The 18,807-nt window shown below is 62.7% G+C and carries 19 protein-coding genes and 5 pseudogenes; 8 read left to right on the top strand and 16 right to left on the bottom strand.

Features of this window, described 5'->3' with window-relative positions:
- Positions 1-65: 65 nt before the first annotated feature.
- Positions 66-404 (top strand): conjugal transfer protein TraD, encoded by a 339-nt coding sequence (locus tag HJG45_RS14760; protein WP_011995934.1) that lies wholly within the window; start codon positions 66-68, stop codon positions 402-404.
- Position 405: 1 nt separating this feature from the next.
- Entirely contained in the window at positions 406-672 is a 267-nt protein-coding gene (locus tag HJG45_RS14755; protein WP_011995933.1) for a conjugal transfer protein TraD, read from the top strand.
- Positions 673-1,269: 597 nt separating this feature from the next.
- Here HJG45_RS14755 and HJG45_RS14750 read toward each other — a convergent pair.
- Positions 1,270-1,533 (bottom strand): annotated as a pseudogene (locus tag HJG45_RS14750) (IS3 family transposase); the annotation flags it as partial.
- Positions 1,534-1,603: 70 nt separating this feature from the next.
- Between HJG45_RS14750 and HJG45_RS14745 the strand changes: the two are divergent.
- On the top strand, positions 1,604-2,656 hold the full coding sequence (locus HJG45_RS14745; protein WP_006023179.1) for an IS110 family transposase: 1,053 nt from the start codon (positions 1,604-1,606) through the stop codon (positions 2,654-2,656).
- A 235-nt stretch (positions 2,657-2,891) separates the two neighbouring features.
- Here HJG45_RS14745 and HJG45_RS28810 read toward each other — a convergent pair.
- The 7 genes and pseudogenes from HJG45_RS28810 to HJG45_RS14715 all read right to left on the bottom strand — a co-directional run.
- Positions 2,892-2,999: pseudogene (locus HJG45_RS28810) on the bottom strand (cytochrome BD quinol oxidase subunit I); the annotation flags it as partial.
- Positions 3,000-3,200: pseudogene (locus tag HJG45_RS28805) on the bottom strand (cytochrome ubiquinol oxidase subunit I); the annotation flags it as partial.
- The gene (locus HJG45_RS14735; RefSeq protein WP_006023177.1) at positions 3,184-4,125 is read right to left on the bottom strand and encodes a LysR family transcriptional regulator; all 942 of its coding nucleotides are present in this window, start codon (positions 4,123-4,125) and stop codon (positions 3,184-3,186) included. The gene HJG45_RS14735 and the pseudogene HJG45_RS28805, both read right to left, overlap by 17 nt.
- 10 nt (positions 4,126-4,135) lie before the next feature.
- Complete coding sequence (locus HJG45_RS14730) at positions 4,136-5,218, bottom strand: YeiH family protein (RefSeq protein ID WP_006023176.1); 1,083 nt, start codon at positions 5,216-5,218, stop codon at positions 4,136-4,138.
- A gap of 101 nt (positions 5,219-5,319) precedes the next feature.
- Positions 5,320-6,120 carry an anti-sigma factor gene (locus HJG45_RS14725; protein WP_006023175.1) on the bottom strand — a complete coding sequence of 267 codons (801 nt, stop codon included), beginning with the start codon at positions 6,118-6,120 and terminating at the stop codon, positions 5,320-5,322.
- Entirely contained in the window at positions 6,117-6,623 is a 507-nt protein-coding gene (locus HJG45_RS14720; protein ID WP_006023174.1) for an RNA polymerase sigma factor, read from the bottom strand. Before HJG45_RS14720 ends, HJG45_RS14725 begins: the two co-directional genes overlap by 4 nt.
- Before the next feature lie 75 nt (positions 6,624-6,698).
- On the bottom strand, positions 6,699-7,124 hold the full coding sequence (locus HJG45_RS14715) for a nuclear transport factor 2 family protein (protein WP_006023173.1): 426 nt from the start codon (positions 7,122-7,124) through the stop codon (positions 6,699-6,701).
- Positions 7,125-7,298: 174 nt separating this feature from the next.
- Between HJG45_RS14715 and HJG45_RS14710 the strand changes: the two genes are divergently transcribed.
- From HJG45_RS14710 to HJG45_RS14695, 4 genes are all read left to right on the top strand, one after another.
- Positions 7,299-7,682: a DUF305 domain-containing protein gene (locus tag HJG45_RS14710; RefSeq protein WP_006023172.1), complete on the top strand. Its 384-nt coding sequence runs from the start codon at positions 7,299-7,301 to the stop codon at positions 7,680-7,682.
- A 44-nt stretch (positions 7,683-7,726) separates the two neighbouring features.
- Complete coding sequence (locus HJG45_RS14705) at positions 7,727-9,163, top strand: beta-propeller fold lactonase family protein (protein WP_006023171.1); 1,437 nt, start codon at positions 7,727-7,729, stop codon at positions 9,161-9,163.
- Positions 9,164-9,298: 135 nt separating this feature from the next.
- Positions 9,299-9,766, top strand: coding sequence for a hypothetical protein (locus HJG45_RS14700; protein WP_006023170.1), 468 nt, complete (start codon positions 9,299-9,301; stop codon positions 9,764-9,766).
- A gap of 32 nt (positions 9,767-9,798) precedes the next feature.
- Positions 9,799-10,782, top strand: a complete 984-nt coding sequence (locus HJG45_RS14695; protein WP_006023169.1) for a malate dehydrogenase — start codon at positions 9,799-9,801, stop codon at positions 10,780-10,782.
- Positions 10,783-10,878: 96 nt separating this feature from the next.
- On the opposite strand, the gene HJG45_RS14690 is transcribed toward HJG45_RS14695, so the two are convergent.
- The 6 genes from HJG45_RS14690 to HJG45_RS14665 all read right to left on the bottom strand — a co-directional run bounded on the left by HJG45_RS14690 (position 10,879) and on the right by HJG45_RS14665 (position 14,689).
- Positions 10,879-11,262 carry a cytochrome c family protein gene (locus HJG45_RS14690; RefSeq protein WP_006023168.1) on the bottom strand — a complete coding sequence of 128 codons (384 nt, stop codon included), beginning with the start codon at positions 11,260-11,262 and terminating at the stop codon, positions 10,879-10,881.
- Between the two features lie 65 nt (positions 11,263-11,327).
- Positions 11,328-11,642, bottom strand: a complete 315-nt coding sequence (locus HJG45_RS14685; RefSeq protein WP_006023167.1) for a hypothetical protein — start codon at positions 11,640-11,642, stop codon at positions 11,328-11,330.
- A gap of 10 nt (positions 11,643-11,652) precedes the next feature.
- Positions 11,653-12,870 carry a molybdopterin-dependent oxidoreductase gene (locus HJG45_RS14680; RefSeq protein ID WP_006023166.1) on the bottom strand — a complete coding sequence of 406 codons (1,218 nt, stop codon included), beginning with the start codon at positions 12,868-12,870 and terminating at the stop codon, positions 11,653-11,655.
- An 86-nt stretch (positions 12,871-12,956) separates the two neighbouring features.
- Complete coding sequence (locus HJG45_RS14675; protein ID WP_006023165.1) at positions 12,957-13,727, bottom strand: anti-sigma factor; 771 nt, start codon at positions 13,725-13,727, stop codon at positions 12,957-12,959.
- Between the two features lie 31 nt (positions 13,728-13,758).
- Positions 13,759-14,277 carry an RNA polymerase sigma factor gene (locus tag HJG45_RS14670; RefSeq protein ID WP_011995928.1) on the bottom strand — a complete coding sequence of 173 codons (519 nt, stop codon included), beginning with the start codon at positions 14,275-14,277 and terminating at the stop codon, positions 13,759-13,761.
- Between the two features lie 193 nt (positions 14,278-14,470).
- Positions 14,471-14,689, bottom strand: coding sequence for a hypothetical protein (locus tag HJG45_RS14665; RefSeq protein ID WP_006023163.1), 219 nt, complete (start codon positions 14,687-14,689; stop codon positions 14,471-14,473).
- On the opposite strand from HJG45_RS14665, the pseudogene HJG45_RS14660 reads away from it, so the two are divergent.
- A pseudogene (locus HJG45_RS14660) lies at positions 14,583-15,573 on the top strand (IS701 family transposase); the annotation flags it as partial. The gene HJG45_RS14665 and the pseudogene HJG45_RS14660 sit on opposite strands and share 107 nt — an antisense overlap.
- A 258-nt stretch (positions 15,574-15,831) precedes the next feature.
- Here the strand turns inward: HJG45_RS14660 and HJG45_RS14655 are convergent.
- Together HJG45_RS14655 and HJG45_RS14650 are read right to left on the bottom strand one after the other, a co-directional pair.
- Positions 15,832-16,634, bottom strand: a pseudogene (locus tag HJG45_RS14655) (IS5 family transposase).
- Positions 16,635-16,789: 155 nt separating this feature from the next.
- Positions 16,790-18,667 (bottom strand): ATP-binding protein, encoded by a 1,878-nt coding sequence (locus HJG45_RS14650; protein WP_171612883.1) that lies wholly within the window; start codon positions 18,665-18,667, stop codon positions 16,790-16,792.
- Positions 18,668-18,807: the final 140 nt, after the last annotated feature.

Raw genomic sequence — 18,807 nt, 5'->3', positions numbered from 1 at the left:
GCCCGTCCCGGCAACCTTACAGCATTCTGGCAGGCCCTCAACTATCATCGCTCCATCAACAGCTTATGGAGGACATGATGCGCAAGCCACGGGACTTCGACGCGGAACTGAAGTCGCTTGAAGACAAGGCGCGAGACCTGAAAGCCCGCAAGGTGCAGCAGCTTGGCGAACTGGTCATCTCGACCGGCGCCGACGCCCTCAGCGCCGACGAACTGGCGGGCGCGCTGATCGTGCTGGCCGAAACCAAAGACGCCGGAAAGAGGGAGGCATGGGCCAAGCGTGGCGCCGCGTTCTTTCAGGGCCGGTCGCGGCGAGCTGCATCAGCGTCTGACCGCGACGCGGGCAGCGCTCAACCGCAACCGGGCCGCGCGCAACCGGCATCTGGCGGCGCGGGCGCGGCATGACATGCGCGCCTGGCAGGTGGAGCGCCGAAAGCGCACGCGACATCTGATCGAACTCGGCGGCCTCGTCGTCAAGGCCGGGATCGTCGACCTGACAGGCAACGACCGCGCCATGATCTACGGCGCGCTGCTCTGGATGGCCGACAAGCTGCAAAGCGATCATGGCGAACAGGCCCGCATGCTCTGGGCCGAAAAGGGGAAAGAAGCGTTCGCAGCGCAACGGAAAGAAGAGACGCCCACCGTCGCGCAAGGGCACCATGGTCGGGCATGACCGATGGGGGGCATCAGCGCCGAACACACATCAGTCACTGTTCTCAAACCGAGATTTGGACCGAAAATTCAAATCGTAGACTGACGACGATGAGGGTGATGTTTTCAAGTCTTGTGGCGATGTGATGGACGACACAATAGCCTTTCCTTAAATCCTCTTGAGCGCTGGCGCCTTGCGTTCAAGCCAGCGCGCTTCGGCGACGCTCGGCTCGAGCGCAAGGGCTTTGCGGTATGCGACCAGCGCCGCGTCAGTTCGGCCAGTGCGGGCGAAAAGATCGGCCCGTACCGCGTGATAGGGAAGAAAGTTTTCAAGAGATTGTGACGCGAGCGATTCGACTTCGCACAGTGCGGCAGCGGCGCTTACGATCTCGGCCGGTCGACCGCTCGGTTCAGCCGCACGATCAGGTCGTCGCGCAGTTCCAGAAGCTGATCGTAGCGACAGAACGGCTGCCCAGGGCGGCGGTTCCTTCAGACCCCGCCGCGAGCACCAGGTGCGCTACAACTGGGCCGGCAAAATGCGCGAAACCGATGGGCCAAGCGTCCTCGCCTTGATCAGCGCGGCGTCCGCTTCCGCGATTAAGTCGCGGCGCCAAAGCCCACGATAGAGCCGTCTGAGCTTCTTGAGGTTCATCGAGATACCCTGGCGCTGGAGCATCACATGGATGCGCCTGTAGCCGAAGCGGCGGCGTTCCGACGCCATCATCTTCATCGCTTCCCGCAGACTGGCGTCGTCAGAGCGAACGGACCTGTAGCGCACGCTCGAGCGGTCCACCGCAAGGACTTCACACGCCCGCCGCTGGCTCACACCGTGCTCCGTGCAGGCATGCGCCACGGCCTCCCGCTTCGCGGCGGGCGTCAGCATTAATGGGATGGTCCGCCCCGTCTCCCCGCCTCATTCTGATGAGGCAGAGTCCGATAGAAGGGAGCAGCAAATGGCCATCCGCAACAAGCCACACGATGCCGCTGTGTTCGGCATCGATCTGGGCAAGAACCTCTTTCACGACTGCGGCCTCGACGCCGCCGGCACACCAGTCCAGCGAGCAACCTTCCGGCGCGAGACGCTCGTGCAATTTTTCGAGCGCGCAGCTCCAACCGTCGTCGGGATGGAGGCGTGCCCCGGTTCGCAATGGCTGGCGCGTAAGCTCCAGGCGATTGGGCACACGGTTCGCATCGTGCCGGCGAAGTTCGTGAAGCCCTACATCAAGAGCAACAAGAACGATCAGATCGATGCCGAGGCTATCGCTGAGGCGGTTTCGCGTCCGACGATGCGCTTCGTCGAGGTGAAATCACCCGAGCAGGTCGACCTCCAGGCCCTCCACCGGGTCCGTGACCGTCTTGTCGCGCAACGGACCCGCGTGATCTGCCAGATGCGGGCCTTCTGCCTCGAGTACGGGATCGCGATGCATCAGGGTGCTGGCCGGTTCAAGTCTGACTTTCCCGCCGTGCTGGCGGACGAGAGCAACGACCTGACGCCAGCGATGCGGCGTCTGCTGGCAAGCCTGTTCGAGGATGTCAGGGGGCTCGAAGCCCGCATCGCCGAGGTGACGCGTGAGATAGAGGACGTCGCGGCCACGGACGACACCGCAAGGCGCCTGATGACAATCCCGGGCATCGGCCCTCTTGCGGCCACAGGGCTTCTCGCGGCGGCCGGCAAGGGAACGCAGTTCCGCAAAGGGCGCCACATGGCCGCCTGGCTCGGGCTTGTACCTCGTGAGTACTCCACCGGCGGGAAAACGACGATGCTGGGGATCAGCAAGCGGGGCAGCTCGTATCTGCGTCGCCTCTTCGTTCATGGTGCGAGATCATGCCTGCTTCATCTCGACCGCACCCGGGACCGCCTCGGCGGCTGGCTCGACGGGTTGCAGAAGCGAATGCACAACAACAAGGCCGTCGTGGCGCTTGCCGCCAAGATGGCCCGAGTCGCCTGGGTGGTGATCACCAAGCCGGGCACAATCTACGAGCGGCGGGCGCCGGCCTCGGCCTGACGACCGTCCTCGACCAATTGCGAGGTTCGGGAAATTGATGACGAGACAGTTGATCGGCGCACCGTAAGCCCTGGGCAAAAAAACGGGCCTCCAGCCCGAAGCCAGTTATTCGGGAACGGCGTGCGCATCTCATCATGGCCTGGCCGCAACAGCGGCCCACTCGCGAGAGGCCGGATACATTTATGCAAACTGTTCGACATCGGCTTAAAGGCTCTTGCAAGGATGGGGCGGGTCATACATTTTTTGCGGCAACATCCTTCAGGATCGCGTTGTCGAGCATCGCCTCGCCCAACAGCTTCTTCAGCTTGACGTTCTCATCTTCCAGCGCCCGAAGCTTGCGGGCGCCGAACACGACCGCAAAGATCTTGATCCAGTAACGATAGAGATTGGCATATACTCCCCGTCCGGTCGTCAGCCACAAGGCTTCCAGGACCATCAGATAGCTCGCCAGGCCGATCGAAAAGGCAGGGAAGATGAAATGGAACGACACCGGAAACGCGAATTGCGCGCGAGCGAGAATTACCGGATCAAGATAGCTGGTCATTTCGCCCTCTTGACGGAACTGGCACATGACGTTGCGTCAAAGATGGCTTGGGCGCGATCAAATCCAGGAAGGCGCGCTGGGCGCGCGTCATGGAGAATTCCTTGTGGCGCAAGGCAAAGAAGCGCCGTTTGGGCAAATCGAGCTTCACCTGCACGAGGCTTCCTGCCTTCAGTGCGTTGCTGACCACCAGGCCGGACACGACGGTGACGCCAGCGCCGGCCTCGACGGCGGAGCGGACGGCTTCATTGGAGGGCAGTTCGAGAGATATCGCGAGGTCTCGTGGTGCTAGTCCGAATTGTGACAAGGTGGTTTCGAAGATGGCGCGCGTGCCGGAGCCATGCTCGCGCAGAACCCAGGGGCCGACACCGAGCTCGGCCGGCTGTCGCCGGGGATCATGGGCCCACGCGTGATCCGGCGGCACGACGAGAACCAGCTCATCCTCGGCGAATGGCGCGACCGAGACAGACGGGTCGTCGATCTCGCCCTCGACCAGCCCTAAATCAGCCAAGCCTTCATTGATCCGTCGGGCGACGCCATCGGTATTGTCGATGGTGAGAGTGATGGCCACGCCAGGAAACTGCGACCGAAAGCGTTTGATGAACGGCGGAAGCCAGTAATTCGCAATGGTCTGACTGGCTGCGATGACGAGCGAGCCGCGGGTCAGATCGGCAAGATCCGTCAGGACCTTCTCGGCAGCATGGACACGGGCGAGCACCGCCTTCGCTTCGCTGAGAAACAGTCGCCCGGCCTCGGTCAGAACGATGCGGCGTCCAACGCGATCGAAAAGCTTGGTTGCATAACGAGCCTCGAGCGCGGCGATCGCCGCGCTCGTGGCCGATTGCGTTAAGTTCAGATCGCGCGCGCCCTGCGTGACGTGCTCCCGCTCGGCGACGGCGACGAAGATCCGCAGTTGTTCGAGGGTCATCGGAAGGCTCTCAACTCGTCATCTTCACAAGCATCAAGCTGAAGCTCGCGATGAACAGGAAGGATGCAAGACCGAGCAGGAAGGGCCGAACGCCTTTAGCACGCAGCTTGCGAAGGTCAGTCTCCAAACCCATGGCGGCGAGCGCCATCGAGAGCAGGAAGGTCGTCACCATCACAATGATCGTCTTTGCCTCTACGGGAACGGTCACCACGCTATTGACACCAACGAGCGCGATGAAGCCGAGAACGAACCAGGGCATCGGCGGCTTGGCGCGCACGTAGCCATGGCCATGCTGTTCTGCCCTACGCGCCGCCAATAAACCCAAGGCGATAACCACCGGCGCCAGCATCATGACGCGCGACAATTTGGCGATCGTGCCGAAATCACCGGCCTGCTTGCCGTCCTGGAATGCCGCGGCGACGACTTGCGCGATCTCGTGTATCGACGCGCCCGCCCACAGACCGTAGCCGTGTGGGTTGAGATGGAGCAGCGCCGGCAACAGCGGATAGACAAACATCGCGATCGAACCAAAAACCGTGACGCAGGCGACGGCGTAGGCAACGTCCTCGTCATGAGCCTGAGTGACCGTATTGGTGGCAATAACCGCCGACGCGCCGCAGATAGACGTGCCGGCCGCGATCAGCTGCGCGAGCTTGCGCTCCACCCCGATTAGCCGGCCAAGCCACGTCGTGAAGACAAAGGTTGCAATCAGAGTCAGCACAATGACAGCGATGCCGGTCGAGCCGACTTCCGCCACCTGCGTTGCGGTCAACTGGAGCCCGAGCAGGATGATGGCGAGACGCAGGATCTTGCGCAGCGAGAAGGTCACTCCGCTTTTCGCGCGCACCGGCGTGCCGACGACATTGTTAAAGAAGATCCCGATCAGGATCGCCAGGATCATCGGGCTGAAAGCGGCAACGCCTGGCACCTGCCGAAGAGCGAACGCGGCTCCGGCGACCGCGGCGGTCAAGAAAAGCCCCGGCCAGACCGAGGCTGCGCGCGGCGGCTTACCTTCGATCCTGTGAGGATGAAGGCGGCCCGGTGGCAGCAGTTCCGGTTGGTCTTCATATTGCTGTCGAGCGAGTGCGGTCATTGTGTTGTCCCCTAATGGCCCGGGAGCAATCACACGAGCGGATCAATCGATCCAACGCATTGTTTTTGTCGTTTTGTTCGCCTGTGTCGAACGATTGGCCATCACCCGTCTCGCCGCGGAACAGAGACCCCACCATCGAGGGTCTTATAAACCGCCTCGGCGATCGGGAACAAACGGTCGCGATCCGAAGCTGCCGAAACCGCAAATCCGTAGCCCTGGTCAAGCCAGGCGAAGGTAGAAACGTCGCCTTCTTTCCAGAACCGGAAAGCGGTCTCCCCAGTCGCCGCGGCGCGCACATAAACGGTCAGACGCGTGCCGTTGTCATCGTCATACATCAGCATCGCCGCAGCTTCGCTCGCCGCCGGGAGGACCCGGCCGCCCATCAGACGAAAGCCGAACCTTGAAAGATCCGGAACACGAAGCGGCCGCCCCAGCCGCTTTGACAACCATTGGACGAGGTGAGCTTCGTCCGACGCACGCACCTCGACGGGATGGTTCACCTCGACGACAAAGGTGCGGTAGGCGGCAACGGCGTCGCGGGTAACGGCGACCGTCGGTGGCATCTCAACGGGCGCCGTGCCCCGCGCAATCCATCCCGCCCCGCCACCCAGGGTCAGTAAGAAGGCGGCCGCGATACCGTTTCGCAGCCAAACGCCGCGTTTGTGCCGACGCGAAAGGCGGATATTAGCGACCCTCAAGCGGGACGGGATTGGCTCGGTAAATTTGCCTGCAAGCTGACGGCGCAGCGTCTCGCGCTGATCACGGTCCTCCGCCAGCCGGGCCGCGAGTTCCGGATGATCCGCAAGGTAGGCATCGACTTCTGATCGCCGGACCTCGCTCTGGCGGTCGTCGACATAGGCCTGCAGATCGTCTTCGCCGATCGGAAGGGGCGTATTCGTCATTTGACCCTCCGAAGCGGGGTTACGCGCGAACCGCTCAGCAATGCGCGCAGTCCTTGTCGCGCACGAGACAGGCGAGACATGACGGTGCCGACCGGCACCGAAAGCACTCTCGCCGTCTCCTCATAGGACAGGTCCTCGACCCCGATCAGCAGAAGGATCGACTTATGATCCTCGGGCAGCCTTTCGAGCGCCGATAGAACGTCGTTCATCTCCAGCTGATCGGTCTGGTTTGGTGCCACGCTCGGCATTATCGACTCGTCGAGACGAACGCGAGTGCCCCGACGCTTCTGTCGATGATAGGAATTGATGTAGAGATTTCGAAGCATCGTGAACAGCCAGGCCCGCAGGTGACCGTCGTCGCGGCGCAGATACCAGCGCGACACGGCCCGCTCAAGACAGTCCTGCACCAGGTCGTCGGCGGCGTCATGGTCACGGACGAGCGCGTAGGCGTACCTGCGCAAGGCAGGAATCTGCGGTTCGATCAGCTTGGCGATCTCGTCCAACCCTTGAGCTCCTCATCCATTCGGCGAGGACGCCGGCACGGCATACCTCGCCGAACAGATCATCGTGAATCGGGGTCAGTAGCTCGCGTTCGGATTGACCTGCCAGATCTCGTCAGCGAGTTTCCCGTCCCTGTAAAGAAGAATATACCGCACCTTCACGGTATTCTTGCCCGTAAAGACCACATCGGCGGTCACGGTGGCTCCTTTGGGATTCGCCGCCTCACTGAGCGCCGCAATCGTGGTTTTCTGATCGCCCTGCGCTCCGGCAAACTTCGTCCAGACCTCCTTGAGCTTGTCGGGGCTCGCGTATGTCCCGTCGAGAGGTCCGCCGACCCAGTGAAGGGTGGCGGACGGCGCATAGGCGCCGACGACCGCCGCGACGTCGCCCTTGGCGATGCTGGCGATTCGGGCCTTGGCCATGTCTTCAGCGGGACCGGCAAAGGCCGGGGATGCGGCGATTGCCAGGGCTGCGGCCGCAACGGCGAGAGTGGGTAGGCGCATGAAGAGTTCTCCTTGAACGGGGTTGACGCTCTAGAGACAGCTCCGCCGCCGGCATATTCCATGACCGAGCAAAAAATCTCCTTCCCGCTCACGGTCTCGTGTTCACGAAGATTGCGCGCGAGGGAATAATCGCGTGCCGGCACTGTCTCCCTCTCGTTCAAAGGAGACACTGGCATGAAACCAATTCGAACATTTCTCCTCGGCCTTGTCGCGGCGAGCGCCATTGCCGGGGCTGCTGCTGCCGACTTACACCAGCATGGCGCGACCTCACATGCAGACGAAACAACCTTCAGCGCCGTAATGGATGCCGCGATGGCGAGAATGCACGACGCCATGATGGCCGTAAAACCGACGGGCAATCCGGACCGCGATTTCGCGGCGATGATGATTCCTCATCATCAGGGCGCGATCGATATGGCCGAGATCGAGCTCCGCTTCGGTACGGATGAACGGCTGCGTCGGCTGGCGCAGGGAATCATCGTCGAACAGCGTCAAGAAATTGCGGTGATGCGGAAGATCCTCAGCGAGCCGACCTCAGCATCGACCGCAAAGCCCTGATCGCACCATTCCCAAAACTCAATCCTAAAACGAAGGAAACGGTCATGAAGTCACTTCTCACACTTGCCATTCTGGCGTCGACCGCGATCCCGGCCTTTGCCGGTCAGGCGCCCGGATCCGCCGAAGCGCCCGACATCGCGGTCAGCAGCCGCGACCGGTTCTACACCTCCGACCAATTCTCCAACACCGTCTCGGTTGTCGATCCCTCCACCAACGAGGTTCTCGGTGTGATCAAGCTGGGCGAGCAGACCCCGGCCAATTTGAGCCCGCTTTATCGCGGGCAACTCCTCGTCCACGGCATGGGCTTCTCCCCCGATCACAAGACCCTCGCCGTCATCTCGATCGGCTCCAATTCGGTCAGCTTTATCGATACCGAGTCGAATGCGGTCAAACACGTGACCTATGTTGGGCGCTCGCCGCACGAAGCGTTCTTCCGCCCGGACGGCAAGGAAGTCTGGGTGAGCGTTCGCGGGGAAAACTATATCTCGGTTCTCGACGGACAGAGCTTCACCGAAACCGGCCGGATCACGGTTCCGAACGGTCCGGGCATGACGATCTTTTCTCCTGACGGACGCTATGGCTATGTCTGCTCGAGTTTCAGCCCTGAAACGGTCGTCATCGACACGGCGACCAAGGAGATCGTCGGACGGGTCAAGCAGGAAAGTCCGTTTTGCCCGGACATCGCAGCCACGCCCGACGGGCGCCAAGTTTGGCTGACCCTGAAGGATGTCGGCAAGGTCATGGTGTTTGACGCCAAGCCTCCGTTCTCCGTGTTCAAGGTCATCGATACGGGACCGATCACCAATCATGTCAACATTGTTCGCAATCCCAAGGGCCAATTCGCCTATGTCACGATTGGCGGCCTGAACGAAATCAAGGTATTCGACACCTCGGACTACAAGCAGGTTGCGACCATCCCGGTCGGGTCGCTGCCACACGGCTTGTGGCCGTCGGGGGATGGCAGCCGCGTCTATGTTGGTCTCGAGAATGCCGACGCTGCCACAGTCATCGATACGGCGACCAACAAAGTGATCGCCACGATCCCGATAGGTCAGGCGCCGCAGGGCGTCGCCTATGTTCCCAACGCGGTCGAGAAGGGCGATGGCCGCGCCAACCTCCAGCCGCTCGCCGCAGCCAACAAGCCGACGCAACTGGTCTTGACCGGGATCAATGGAAAGGGTGTGACCCAGGTTTCGCTGTTTGACCAGGGGCTCGTTCAGGTTCTCCAGGCGGCGGCGACCGGCCTGGAGCCGAAGAAGCCCTATGTTCTGGCCCTTTCGCGTGACGCCGAGGGACAGGGCGCTCTTGAGCCGCTCGCCAATTTCATGAGCAATCCCGCCGGCGCGGCGATCGTCAATGCGGTTGGCCCGCTGCGCACGTCTGTCGAGACCGGCGATGCCTCTGCGCGGCGATATCTTGTGATTGCGGAGGGCGCGGGCGCCAAGCCGGGCGCAATTGTGCAAGTTCAGAAACTCCAATAGTTGCTAATCGTTCGCTTTTGCCGAACGGAACGACGAAACTAATGCGTTGGATCGATTGATCGGACTCATCCATCTTCTCCCAAGAACGAAACGCAGCGGCTCGCGAGAGCCGCTGCCCTCGGAAGGAGACCGATCATGGCTACCATTGCACTTCGAACGACAACAACTTTCCCGGCTGAAACACCACGAACCGCATCGGTCGGGACCCCCGAATATGCAAAGACGGATCCGACCCCCTATCTGCTACCGGCGACGCGCGTCCATCCCATCGCGATCGCGATCCCGCTTCTTGCCTATGCCTGGCTGGGTGTTGCCGCGTGGCTTGCTTTTGCCGGCGGCGAGACATCCCTGATCCTCGCGGTCATTTTCGTGCTCAGCGTGATGTATTTCGGGCTGCTCGTCGGCGGCGCCGTCATGGGGCGAAACATGACCCCCGAACGCCAGCAGGATCGCAGCGTTCGAGAGTTTCTTGACGGCGAGGTTGAGATTGCCACCGGACGGATAACCGGCCGCGAGGCCATGATGCAGATCGCCATGATGCCGGTGGCGCTCGCAATCGGCGGCACTGCCATCATCCTGTGCGCCGTTTGGGCGGGAATTTGAGACCAGACCTGACCATGGGAAGGAGTAAACTGATGACCGGGCACGTAAAACAGATCGCCGTGACAGGAGCTGCGGGACAGATCTGTTATTCCCTGCTATTCCGCATTGCCAGGGGAGAGCTCTACGGCCCGCGCCAGCCCATATCTCTGCGGCTGCTCGACCTTCCCCAGGTTCAGCCGGCGCTTCGCGGCGTCGTGATGGAACTTGAGGACGGCGCGTTTCCCCTGCTTGCGGACGTCGCCGTGACCGACGATGCGAGACTTGCGTTCCGCGACATCGATGCTGCGATTCTGGTGGGTTCGCGTCCGCGGTCCAAGGGGATGGAAAGGCGCGACCTGCTTGCCACCAACGCCGAGATCTTCAGACTGCAAGGGCGGGCCCTGAACGACGTCGCCAAACTGGACGCGAAGGTGCTGGTGGTTGGCAATCCGGCAAACACCAATGCAATGATCCTGAGCGAGCACGCGCCTGAATTTCCTTCCGAGAATATCACATCGATGATCCGCCTCGATCATAACCGCGCGCTGGCCCAGCTCGCGCGAAAAGCGCTGGTCGGGCTGGAGGAGATCAAAGGACTGGTCGTATGGGGCAATCACTCACCGACCATGTTCGTGGATTGGTCTCATGCGACAGTCGCCGGCCGACCGCTTGCCGACATCGTCGCTGACCATGACTGGTATCACAAGACACTGATCCCACAGGTCGCCCGCCGTGGGACGGCCGTCATCGAAGCGCGCGGCGCCTCCTCCGCGGCGTCGGCGGCGAATGCCGCTATCGATCACATGCGCGACTGGATCAATGGCAGCGGCGGCGACTGGGTCTCGATGGGACTATGCTCGGACGGCTCTTACGGAATTCCCGAAGGTCTCTTTTGCGGCAGTCCAGCCATTTGCGCCGAGGGGCAATATGCCCGCGTGGCAGACTTGAAGATCCGTGGATATGCTCGCGTGATGCTGGATCGAACCGTTGCAGAGCTGATTGAGGAACGCGAGGCCGTCCGCGCCCTTGTGAGTTGAGACTCTTCGCATTGGATCAAGGTGGATAGAGACGCCTCGGACTTTTTTCTCTTGTTGCGGCGCCGTCGAGCCAACAAGCCCCACGCGGCGAGAGCATCAGGGCACCTTGTTGCCGTTCGCGTCGAACCGCTTCAAGTAGGCTAACAGGTCAGCCACCTTGCCAGGATCCTTCACGCCTGCAAACGCCATCTTCGTGCCAGGAACTTTTGACCTCGGGTTCATGATGTAGGTAGAGAAGCTGTCGTCGGTCCAGGTGATCCCTGAATCCTTCATAGCCTGGCTGTAGGTGTACCCTTCGTAAGTCCCCGCCTTCCGACCCATGAGGCCGTTGAGCACAGGACCGACGGCGTTCTTGGCATTCGGTCCAACTTGATGACACGCGCGGCATTGCGCGAAGACTTTCTCACCTGAGGCCGCATCCTGGGCGTAAGCATCGGACGCGACACCGGCCACAGCAAGCACGAGCAAGATCGTTTTCACAAAAGCATCCTTATTTAAGCGTCCTCGATGTTGCCTTGCGCGGCAAGCCGCGCAGGACAGCATTCTCAATATGTATTTGAGAGATATTCTATAATGGCTTTGGCGTCGTTTTCTTCGATCGGAGCCTTGTAGACCTTGATCATCTTGTGAACCTCCGCTTCCCAAAACGCTTTGCCCTTCTTCGGAGGCTGGTAATTGATGTAGTCGGCCGAATGGCAGGCTGCGCAGTTGTTCTGGGCAGCCTCGAAACCGGGGCCAGATCCGGGCCTGAACGTGGCTGTCTCGTCCGGGAGCTGATAGGTCTTCGGCGCAGCCAGCGCCGCACCGGCCAAGGCTACTGCAAGGAAGCTCACCGAAACGATTTTAACTTTGTGTCTCATGGTTTCCTCCCTATGCTGCAACGATGCGTGTGTGTTCGACGACGTTGCGCATGTAGCCTGCCGGATTCCATAGCGGCTCCATCGGTTGCGACTGGCCGATCCGGTTGACCGCGCGGACCATCAGAGTGTGAGCGCCCTTTTGGAGAGGTATCGTCATTTTCCACTCACGGAAGGAGTACTTGCCGAGGTCTTCGCCGAGCGACGCGGCCTGCCAGGATTTTCCACCGTCTGCCGAGACCTCGACGTCGCTGACGCCGTAGCCGCCATCGAAAGCGATTCCGCGCAAAGCAAGCTCGCCCGCCTTCAATTTCGCCCCGTCCTGAACGCTCGTGATGAAGCTGCGCACGTCGAAGCGATTGATCGGGACTGTCGCAGTGGGTGCCTTGCCGGGCTCCGTACAGGCGCATGCATTCGCGGGGATGCGATAGGCGGTGTCCATCCAGAAGCTTTGGAACGGCTTGTCGAGCACCGTGATTTCGTTGAGGTGCTTCACCCAGTAGGTGCCATAGAAACCGGGCACCACGAGGCGCAGGGGATAGCCGTTGAGCCAAGGCAATTCGGCGCCGTTCATCTCATAGGCGAGCATGACCTCGCCATCCCGCGCGTGGTCGATATCGAGCGCCTTCGCGAAATCCGGCGTATCCGGCACGACGGGACCATCGAGACCGCCGAACGAAACCTGAACCGCGCCCGCTTGCACGCCGGCCTTGTCCAGCACGGCCTTGAGAGGTACCCCCTTCCATCGCGCATTTCCCATCAGCCCGTTGCCGGCTTGTCCGCCGCCAACGCGGGGCTCGAAGAACCCGCGGCTGTTGCCCGAGCATTGGTGGACAGCGACCAGCTCGACCGCGTCAAAGCGGGATTTGAGGTCCATCAGCGACAAGGACAGCGGCTTATCGACCTTGCCCTTGACCTCGACACGGAAGCTCTCCGGATCGATTTCGGTCGGGATATCCGCAAGATGGTAGCGCACGAAGAAGGCATCGTTTGGCGTGATCAAGCCGTCATTGTAGACGCTGAAGGGCGTCTCGAGCTGAGGCGGCCGGGTCGTCAGCCTGATCAGAGGCCGCTTGCCCGGATAGGCGACGAGCTCACGGTCGCCGTTGGCGAAGGGCAGAGTCACGGTTTCCGCGGCGAACGCCGTGAGTCGTGCCCCCACGGCAAGCCCCGCACCGATTCCTAAGGCCGTACCGCCCGCAGATTTCAGCATCTGCCGTCTGTTCAACATCGCGCTCCTCCCTAAGAGACATTCCTTGTTTCATCAGTAGAGACGGACAGCCCCGGACTTTTATTCCCTCGCCTCGACACACCATCCTAAACCGCGCACGCCTTTCCGACGGTCTCCGTCGCGCGCAAGGCAATCTCCTGCTCGTCCGTCGTCGGACCACGCTGCCGCACCAGTTCAGCGACAATCAGCGCCAGGCGGTCGAGCCTGTCCGGATCCATGCTGTGGCTCATGATCGCGTACTCCGCCCCGTCAGACCGCCAGGCGCGAATGAGCATGCCGCCCGGCTCCCGGCCCTCCCGGATAGTCGTGTCGCCCCCGCGCGACGGCGTGATCGATAGACCGAGCCGGCATCCGTGAGGGCCAACGTAACCGCCAAAGACCCCATGGCCCTCCACCACTGGTTCCGCCGACAAAAACACCAATCTGAGGTTCGCGGCGGACAAGTCGGGCAATGTTCCCATAAATCGCGAAGCCAAAGCGAACTCGATAGGAGCGTCTTTCGGAGGGAGGGACTGATCGGAAAGCCATTCGAGATGGATAGCATCGGCCGCGTCTCTGGATGCATTTTCCCCCGCAGGCCCACGCCAAAGGAGAGTGCTGCCAAGGACGACGGCGAGCAGAATAGACGCTGCTACAGCCATGACGCGCAGGGACCAAAATCCGGCAAATGTCCGGAGCGCAAGCGGCGGTGGCGCATGCGATGCAGGGGGCATTTCTCTCGCCGTCGCCCTGAGCTTGCTCAATGTGGCGACGCGCGCCGCCAGGCCATGATCGCGGGCCACAGCGTCAGCGACGAGGGCCGCTCGTCGGGGATCAAGCTCCTGATCGACATAAGCGTTCAGAATCTCCCAGGTCATGGTGTCTGGGAGACTCTCGGATATCGGCTTTTCATCTGGCATGGCGTCTGTCTGTCGCAATGGGGCGAATGTTGTCGGCCGTAATCCGGTCGAGCAGCGCCGCCCGCGCACGGCTCAAGCGGCTCATCACAGTCCCGAGGGGAATATCGAGTATTTCCGCGGCCTCCACATAGCGGAAGCCGGCAAGATCAACGATCTCGATGATTTCGCGATAGACCGGCTCGATCTGTGCAACAGCCTGCCGCACGGTAATTTCAGCGATCAACCTGTCATCGTAATTCCAAACGGTTCCGTCCAATGGTTTGACTGCAGAATCGTCACACCGCACTTTGGCGCGGCGGAAATCATCAATCCAGGCGTTTCGAATAACCTTGAACAGATATATACGGGCGGCAATTTCGTCGCAGGGGGGCGAGGCGCTTGCAAGCGCTTTCACTGCACACGTCTGCACCAAATCTGAAGCGGATTCCCGGTCGCCCGTCAGGCGCAGGGCATAGCCCCAAAGGAGGCTCCAATTCTTCAACAGGTGCTGTTCAATGCGTCGAAGCAATCGCTGTTCACCATGTCGTCTCTGCGCCGATAAAGCCGGACTGAACCCGTGAACGGTTCTCAATCATAGCAGCCTGCAGAGGTTACTTCCATCGCCGAGCTTCTGACAGGGCCAGTGGATCAGCGGCCGATGTCGAAACAGCCGCATCGACCGCAGATGCGAAGCCGCGCCGGTATTGATCGAACGAGTGAGGTCACGAGTGACGCCGACGTCTTGCCTCGCGCGCTACTGCCTCGACCAGGGTCGCGAGGCAGCCACGGAGAAGCACGCCCTCACCCAGCAATGGCTCGACGCGCAGCGTAAGGAAGAGGCCGGCTACGATTGCGACAAGCACCAGAGTCGTCGTGGTCAGGCTGGCATCGGCGAGAAACATCCCGAGCAGTTCCTTAGCGACTTCGGAAATGATGCTCATCGTGCGATTTCCACCGTTTATGGAGCATGCCGGCGTGCCGGAGATCTGGCGCAAGGCACGCACGAAGCCTGAGATGGCGCTCGAAGAGATCGATCGGCTGACGGCAGTGGGCGTGCGGTTTGGAACCGTGCTTGCCGATGCCGGCTATGGCCTCTCTGCGCCGTTCCGTCAGGGGCTCAGCGCACGCAAACTTCTCTGGACCGTCGGCATTCCCAGGCACCAGAAGGTCTATCCGATCGATGTCTCTCTGATCTTTCCGGTAGCCGGCCATGGTCGCCCGCGCAAAAACCCGATCCCCGACACGCTGTCGATCCCAGCCGAGACAATGTTGGCCGATGCGTCCTGGACGAGCTTGAGTTGGCGCATCGGGACGAAGGGGCCGCTGGAGGCCGCCTTTGCCGCCACGCGCATCCGGGTCGCCGACGGCGAGCCGCAGCGCATCCTCGTCAAGGGGCAGCAGCACATGCCCGGCGAGGAAGCGTGGCTGATCGGTGAGTTGAGATCGTCCGGCGAGCGCAAGTACTATCTGTCCAACCTGCCAGGCGACACCGAGCTGAAGACGCTTGCGGCCTCCATCAAGGCGCGTTGGGTGTGCGAGCAGGCACATCAGCAAATGAAGGAGGAACTCGGTCTCGACCACATCGAGGGCGGCAAGGGCTCCACCGACATGCGCTGATGACCATGATCGCCTATGCCTTCTTCCAGCACCGGCGCCTGGCCCAAGCCAGGCGGGAAAAAAGAGTCCATCGCGGACCGCCTCAACCGAGCCTGCCGGCCGTCAGACGCGCCGTCATCGCGGCTCTCCTACCAAAGCCGCCGCCAGAGCGATGTCCGCACTGCCGCATAAGGTTTCGAGGGAGCCATCGATGAAACTGCCAAAGTAGTGCTTGGTCGCATGGCGCAGCGATGCAGAGCCGAACATATGCCTTATGCCTTGCACGAAGTCTCGTCGTTCGTGGCGCCGGGAGCGGCGGTATTTTCCAAAGTGTCGGTCCGTCCCACAGGCCAAATACACTGGGTCGCCCCGCCGGGGCCGATCATCCCGCCTCCACCAGGCGGATCACCTGCGCCAGATGATGATCGTTGATATCTCCATGACAGGGAACCTCGCGCCAGATGGGGGGCTGGGTACCTGGGGCGCGCTAGGTCACCGACTCATTATGTCGCAACCAGATGCGGATTGAGGCGAGTTTGACGAGAGCGAGGTAGTTGTCGTCGTGCTTTTCGAAGCGTGTGGCGACGGCCCTGAAATGCTTGAGCTTGTTGAAGAAGCGTTCGACCAGGTTGCGGTAGCGGTAGAGCCAGGGGCTGAAGGCCGGGATGTTTACCCGGTTCGGCATGGGTTTGATGTTGGCCCAGGCGCCGCGCTCGGCCATTTCCACTCGCAGGGCGTCACTGTCATAGCCTCGGTCGGCGAGCAGGATCTGGTTTGCGCCGAGGCTGTCCAGCAGATCAGCAGCACTGCGACCATCATGCGCCTGGCCTTCAGTCAGCTTGAGCGCGATGGGGTTGCCGTTGGCGTCCACCACGGCGTGGATCTTGGTGGTCAGTCCGCCGCGCGAGCGCCCCATGCATCGGGCAGGAGTGACGTCCCCAGCGACGGCTTCCGCCGCACCCCCTTTTTGACGTTGGCCGCGTGCTGATGAACGCGGATCGACGAACTGTCGATCATCTGCAGGTCGCCATCATAGGCCCGCGAGACAGCCGCGAACAGCCGATCCCAGACACCGGCCTTCCGCCAGCGCACAAAGCGGTTGTAGCAGGTCGTACACGGCCCGTAGCGCTCAGGGATGTCGGCCCAGGGAGAGCCGGTGCGCAGCCGCCAGAAAATCCCATTGAGCACCCTGCGGTCATCGACACGCGCCACACCCCGCGGCTTGTTCGGCAACAGCGGCGCGATGATCGACCACTCGAAGTCCGTGATCTCGTAGCGACGTGGCTTCATGGCAGCACCTCCGGCTACCTTGAATCAGCCAACGCCGCGTCGGCGCTACAGTTTTATGGGTTGATGACCTAAAGAGTACCTTGGGTGGAGATAGCGCAAACGTAGTGATCATCACTATCGGTCGCGGCCCGCCATCGCCCCCCGAACCCATCCCGCTACGCCCCCGGCTCCCGGCCAGGCGCACCGTGGCCAGCCGCCAGCAGGGCGCCGATGCGCAGCGCCAGCATGTCGAGATCGAAGGGCTTGCCGATCACCTCGACCCCGGCCGGCAGGGCCGCGCCGGAATAGCCACTGATGAACAGGACCGGCAGGCCGGGAAAGCGCTCGCGCACCGCCTCGGCCACCTGCCGCCCGTTCATGCCGCCCGGCAGGCCGACATCGGTCACCAGCAGGTCCGGTTGCACGGAGGCCAGGATGCGCAGCGCCCCTGGGCCGTCCACCGCCTCGAACACGTCATAGCCCAGCTCGCGGAGCCGGTCGGCCATCGGCCGGCGCGCCGCCGCCTCGTCATCCACCAGCAGGACCTTCGCCCTGGCCTCCGCCGAGGCCGGCAGCGCCCGTACCGCCGCCGGCGGGACCGCCGTGGCGGCCGTGCCGCCATGGAAGGGCAGCAGGAGCCGGAAGGTCGTGCCCTGGCCCGGCATGCTCTCGACCTGCACGATGCCGCCCGACTGACGCACGAAGCCGTAGACCTGGCTTAGGCCCAGGCCGGTGCCCTGGCCCACCGGCTTGGTGGTGAAGAAGGGGTCGAAGACCCGCTTCAGCACCTCCGGCGGCATCCCCGTTCCGGTGTCGGTCACGACGATCGCCACGTAGCGCCCGGGTGGCGCCTGGCTGTCCTGCAGCTCCGCCGCCGACAGATCGGCATGCGCGGTGGCGACGGTGAGGCGGCCGCCCTCCGGCATGGCGTCGCGGGCATTGATGCAGAGGTTCAGCAACGCGTTCTCCAGCTCGTGCGGGTCGCACAGCACGTTGCCGTTGCGCAGCCTGAGATCCACCTCGATTCCCGGCCCCATCGTGCGGCGAAGCATCTCCGCCAGCCCGGCGATCAGCGCGCTCGCCTCCACCGGCTTCGGATCCAGGCGCTGGTTCCGGGCGAAGGCCAGCAGCCGCTTGGTCAGCGAGGCGGCCCGCTCCGCCGCGCCATGGGCGGCATCCAGGTAGCGGCTCGTCCGCTCCGGATGCCCGGCGCTGATCTGGCGGCGCGCCATCGCCAGGCCGCCGACCACGCCTTGCAGCATGTTGTTGAAGTCATGCGCGATGCCGCCCGTGAGCTGGCCGAGCGCCTCCATCTTCTGGGCCTGGCGCAGCGTCTCCTCCGCCGCCATGAGCTCGGCGGTGCGCTCCGCGACCCGACGCTCGAGCTCGTCGGCCGCCAGCCGCGCCTCGGTGATGTCGATCCCGCAGCCGGTATAGCCGAGGAAGCGGCCGGCATCGTCGAGCCGCGGCACGCCCTCGCAGCGCAGCCAGCGGATCGCGCCCGCGGCGTCGCGGACCCGGACCTCGGCACGGAAGGTCTGCCGGGCCTGCAGCGCCTCCTGGAAGGCGGCATGGAAGCGGGAGAGGTCGTCCTCCTGCACGATCGTCATCCAGCCATCGCCCAGCATGTCCGCGGCCGGGCGGCCGAACATGTGGTCGTAATGCATGTTGGCGAAGATGAGCTGGCCGGCCGGGTCGGTCATCCAGATCAGCACCGGCGCGCTGTCGGCCATGTGGCGGAACCGCGCCTCGCTCTCGCGCAGCCTGGCGACGGCGAGCTCGTGCCGCCGCACGGCGAGGACCCGCTGCGTCGTCTCGAAGATGGTGACGAGGATGCCGGCGACGGCGCCCGTCGCGTCGCGCAGCGGGCTGTAGGTCAGGGTGAGCCAGAGATCCTCGACCGCGCCGCCGCGGCAGAGCGGGTAGAGCCCGTCCTCGATGGTGACCGTCCGGCCGGCCCAGACCCGGTCGTAGATCGGCTCGTTGATGTGCCAGACCTCCGGCCAGCAGTCCCGGGTCGGCTGGCCGAGCCCGCCCGGATGCTTCGCGCCCATGAGGTCGCGATAGCACTACCTGGGCAGTATTCGATCTGGTGGCGGTCGGAACCGGCGTCGGCAATGCGGACAGCAGATCGGTGGGACAAGCTCAGCGAGCAGCCGCGCCATAATGGCGCGGCGCACGGCCGGCAGGCTCG

It is taken from the genome of Roseicella sp. DB1501 (assembly GCF_013112485.1).
In the GTDB taxonomy this organism is placed as follows: Bacteria; Pseudomonadota; Alphaproteobacteria; order Acetobacterales; family Acetobacteraceae; genus Paracraurococcus.
This window is presented reverse-complemented; position numbering and strand designations above follow the sequence as displayed.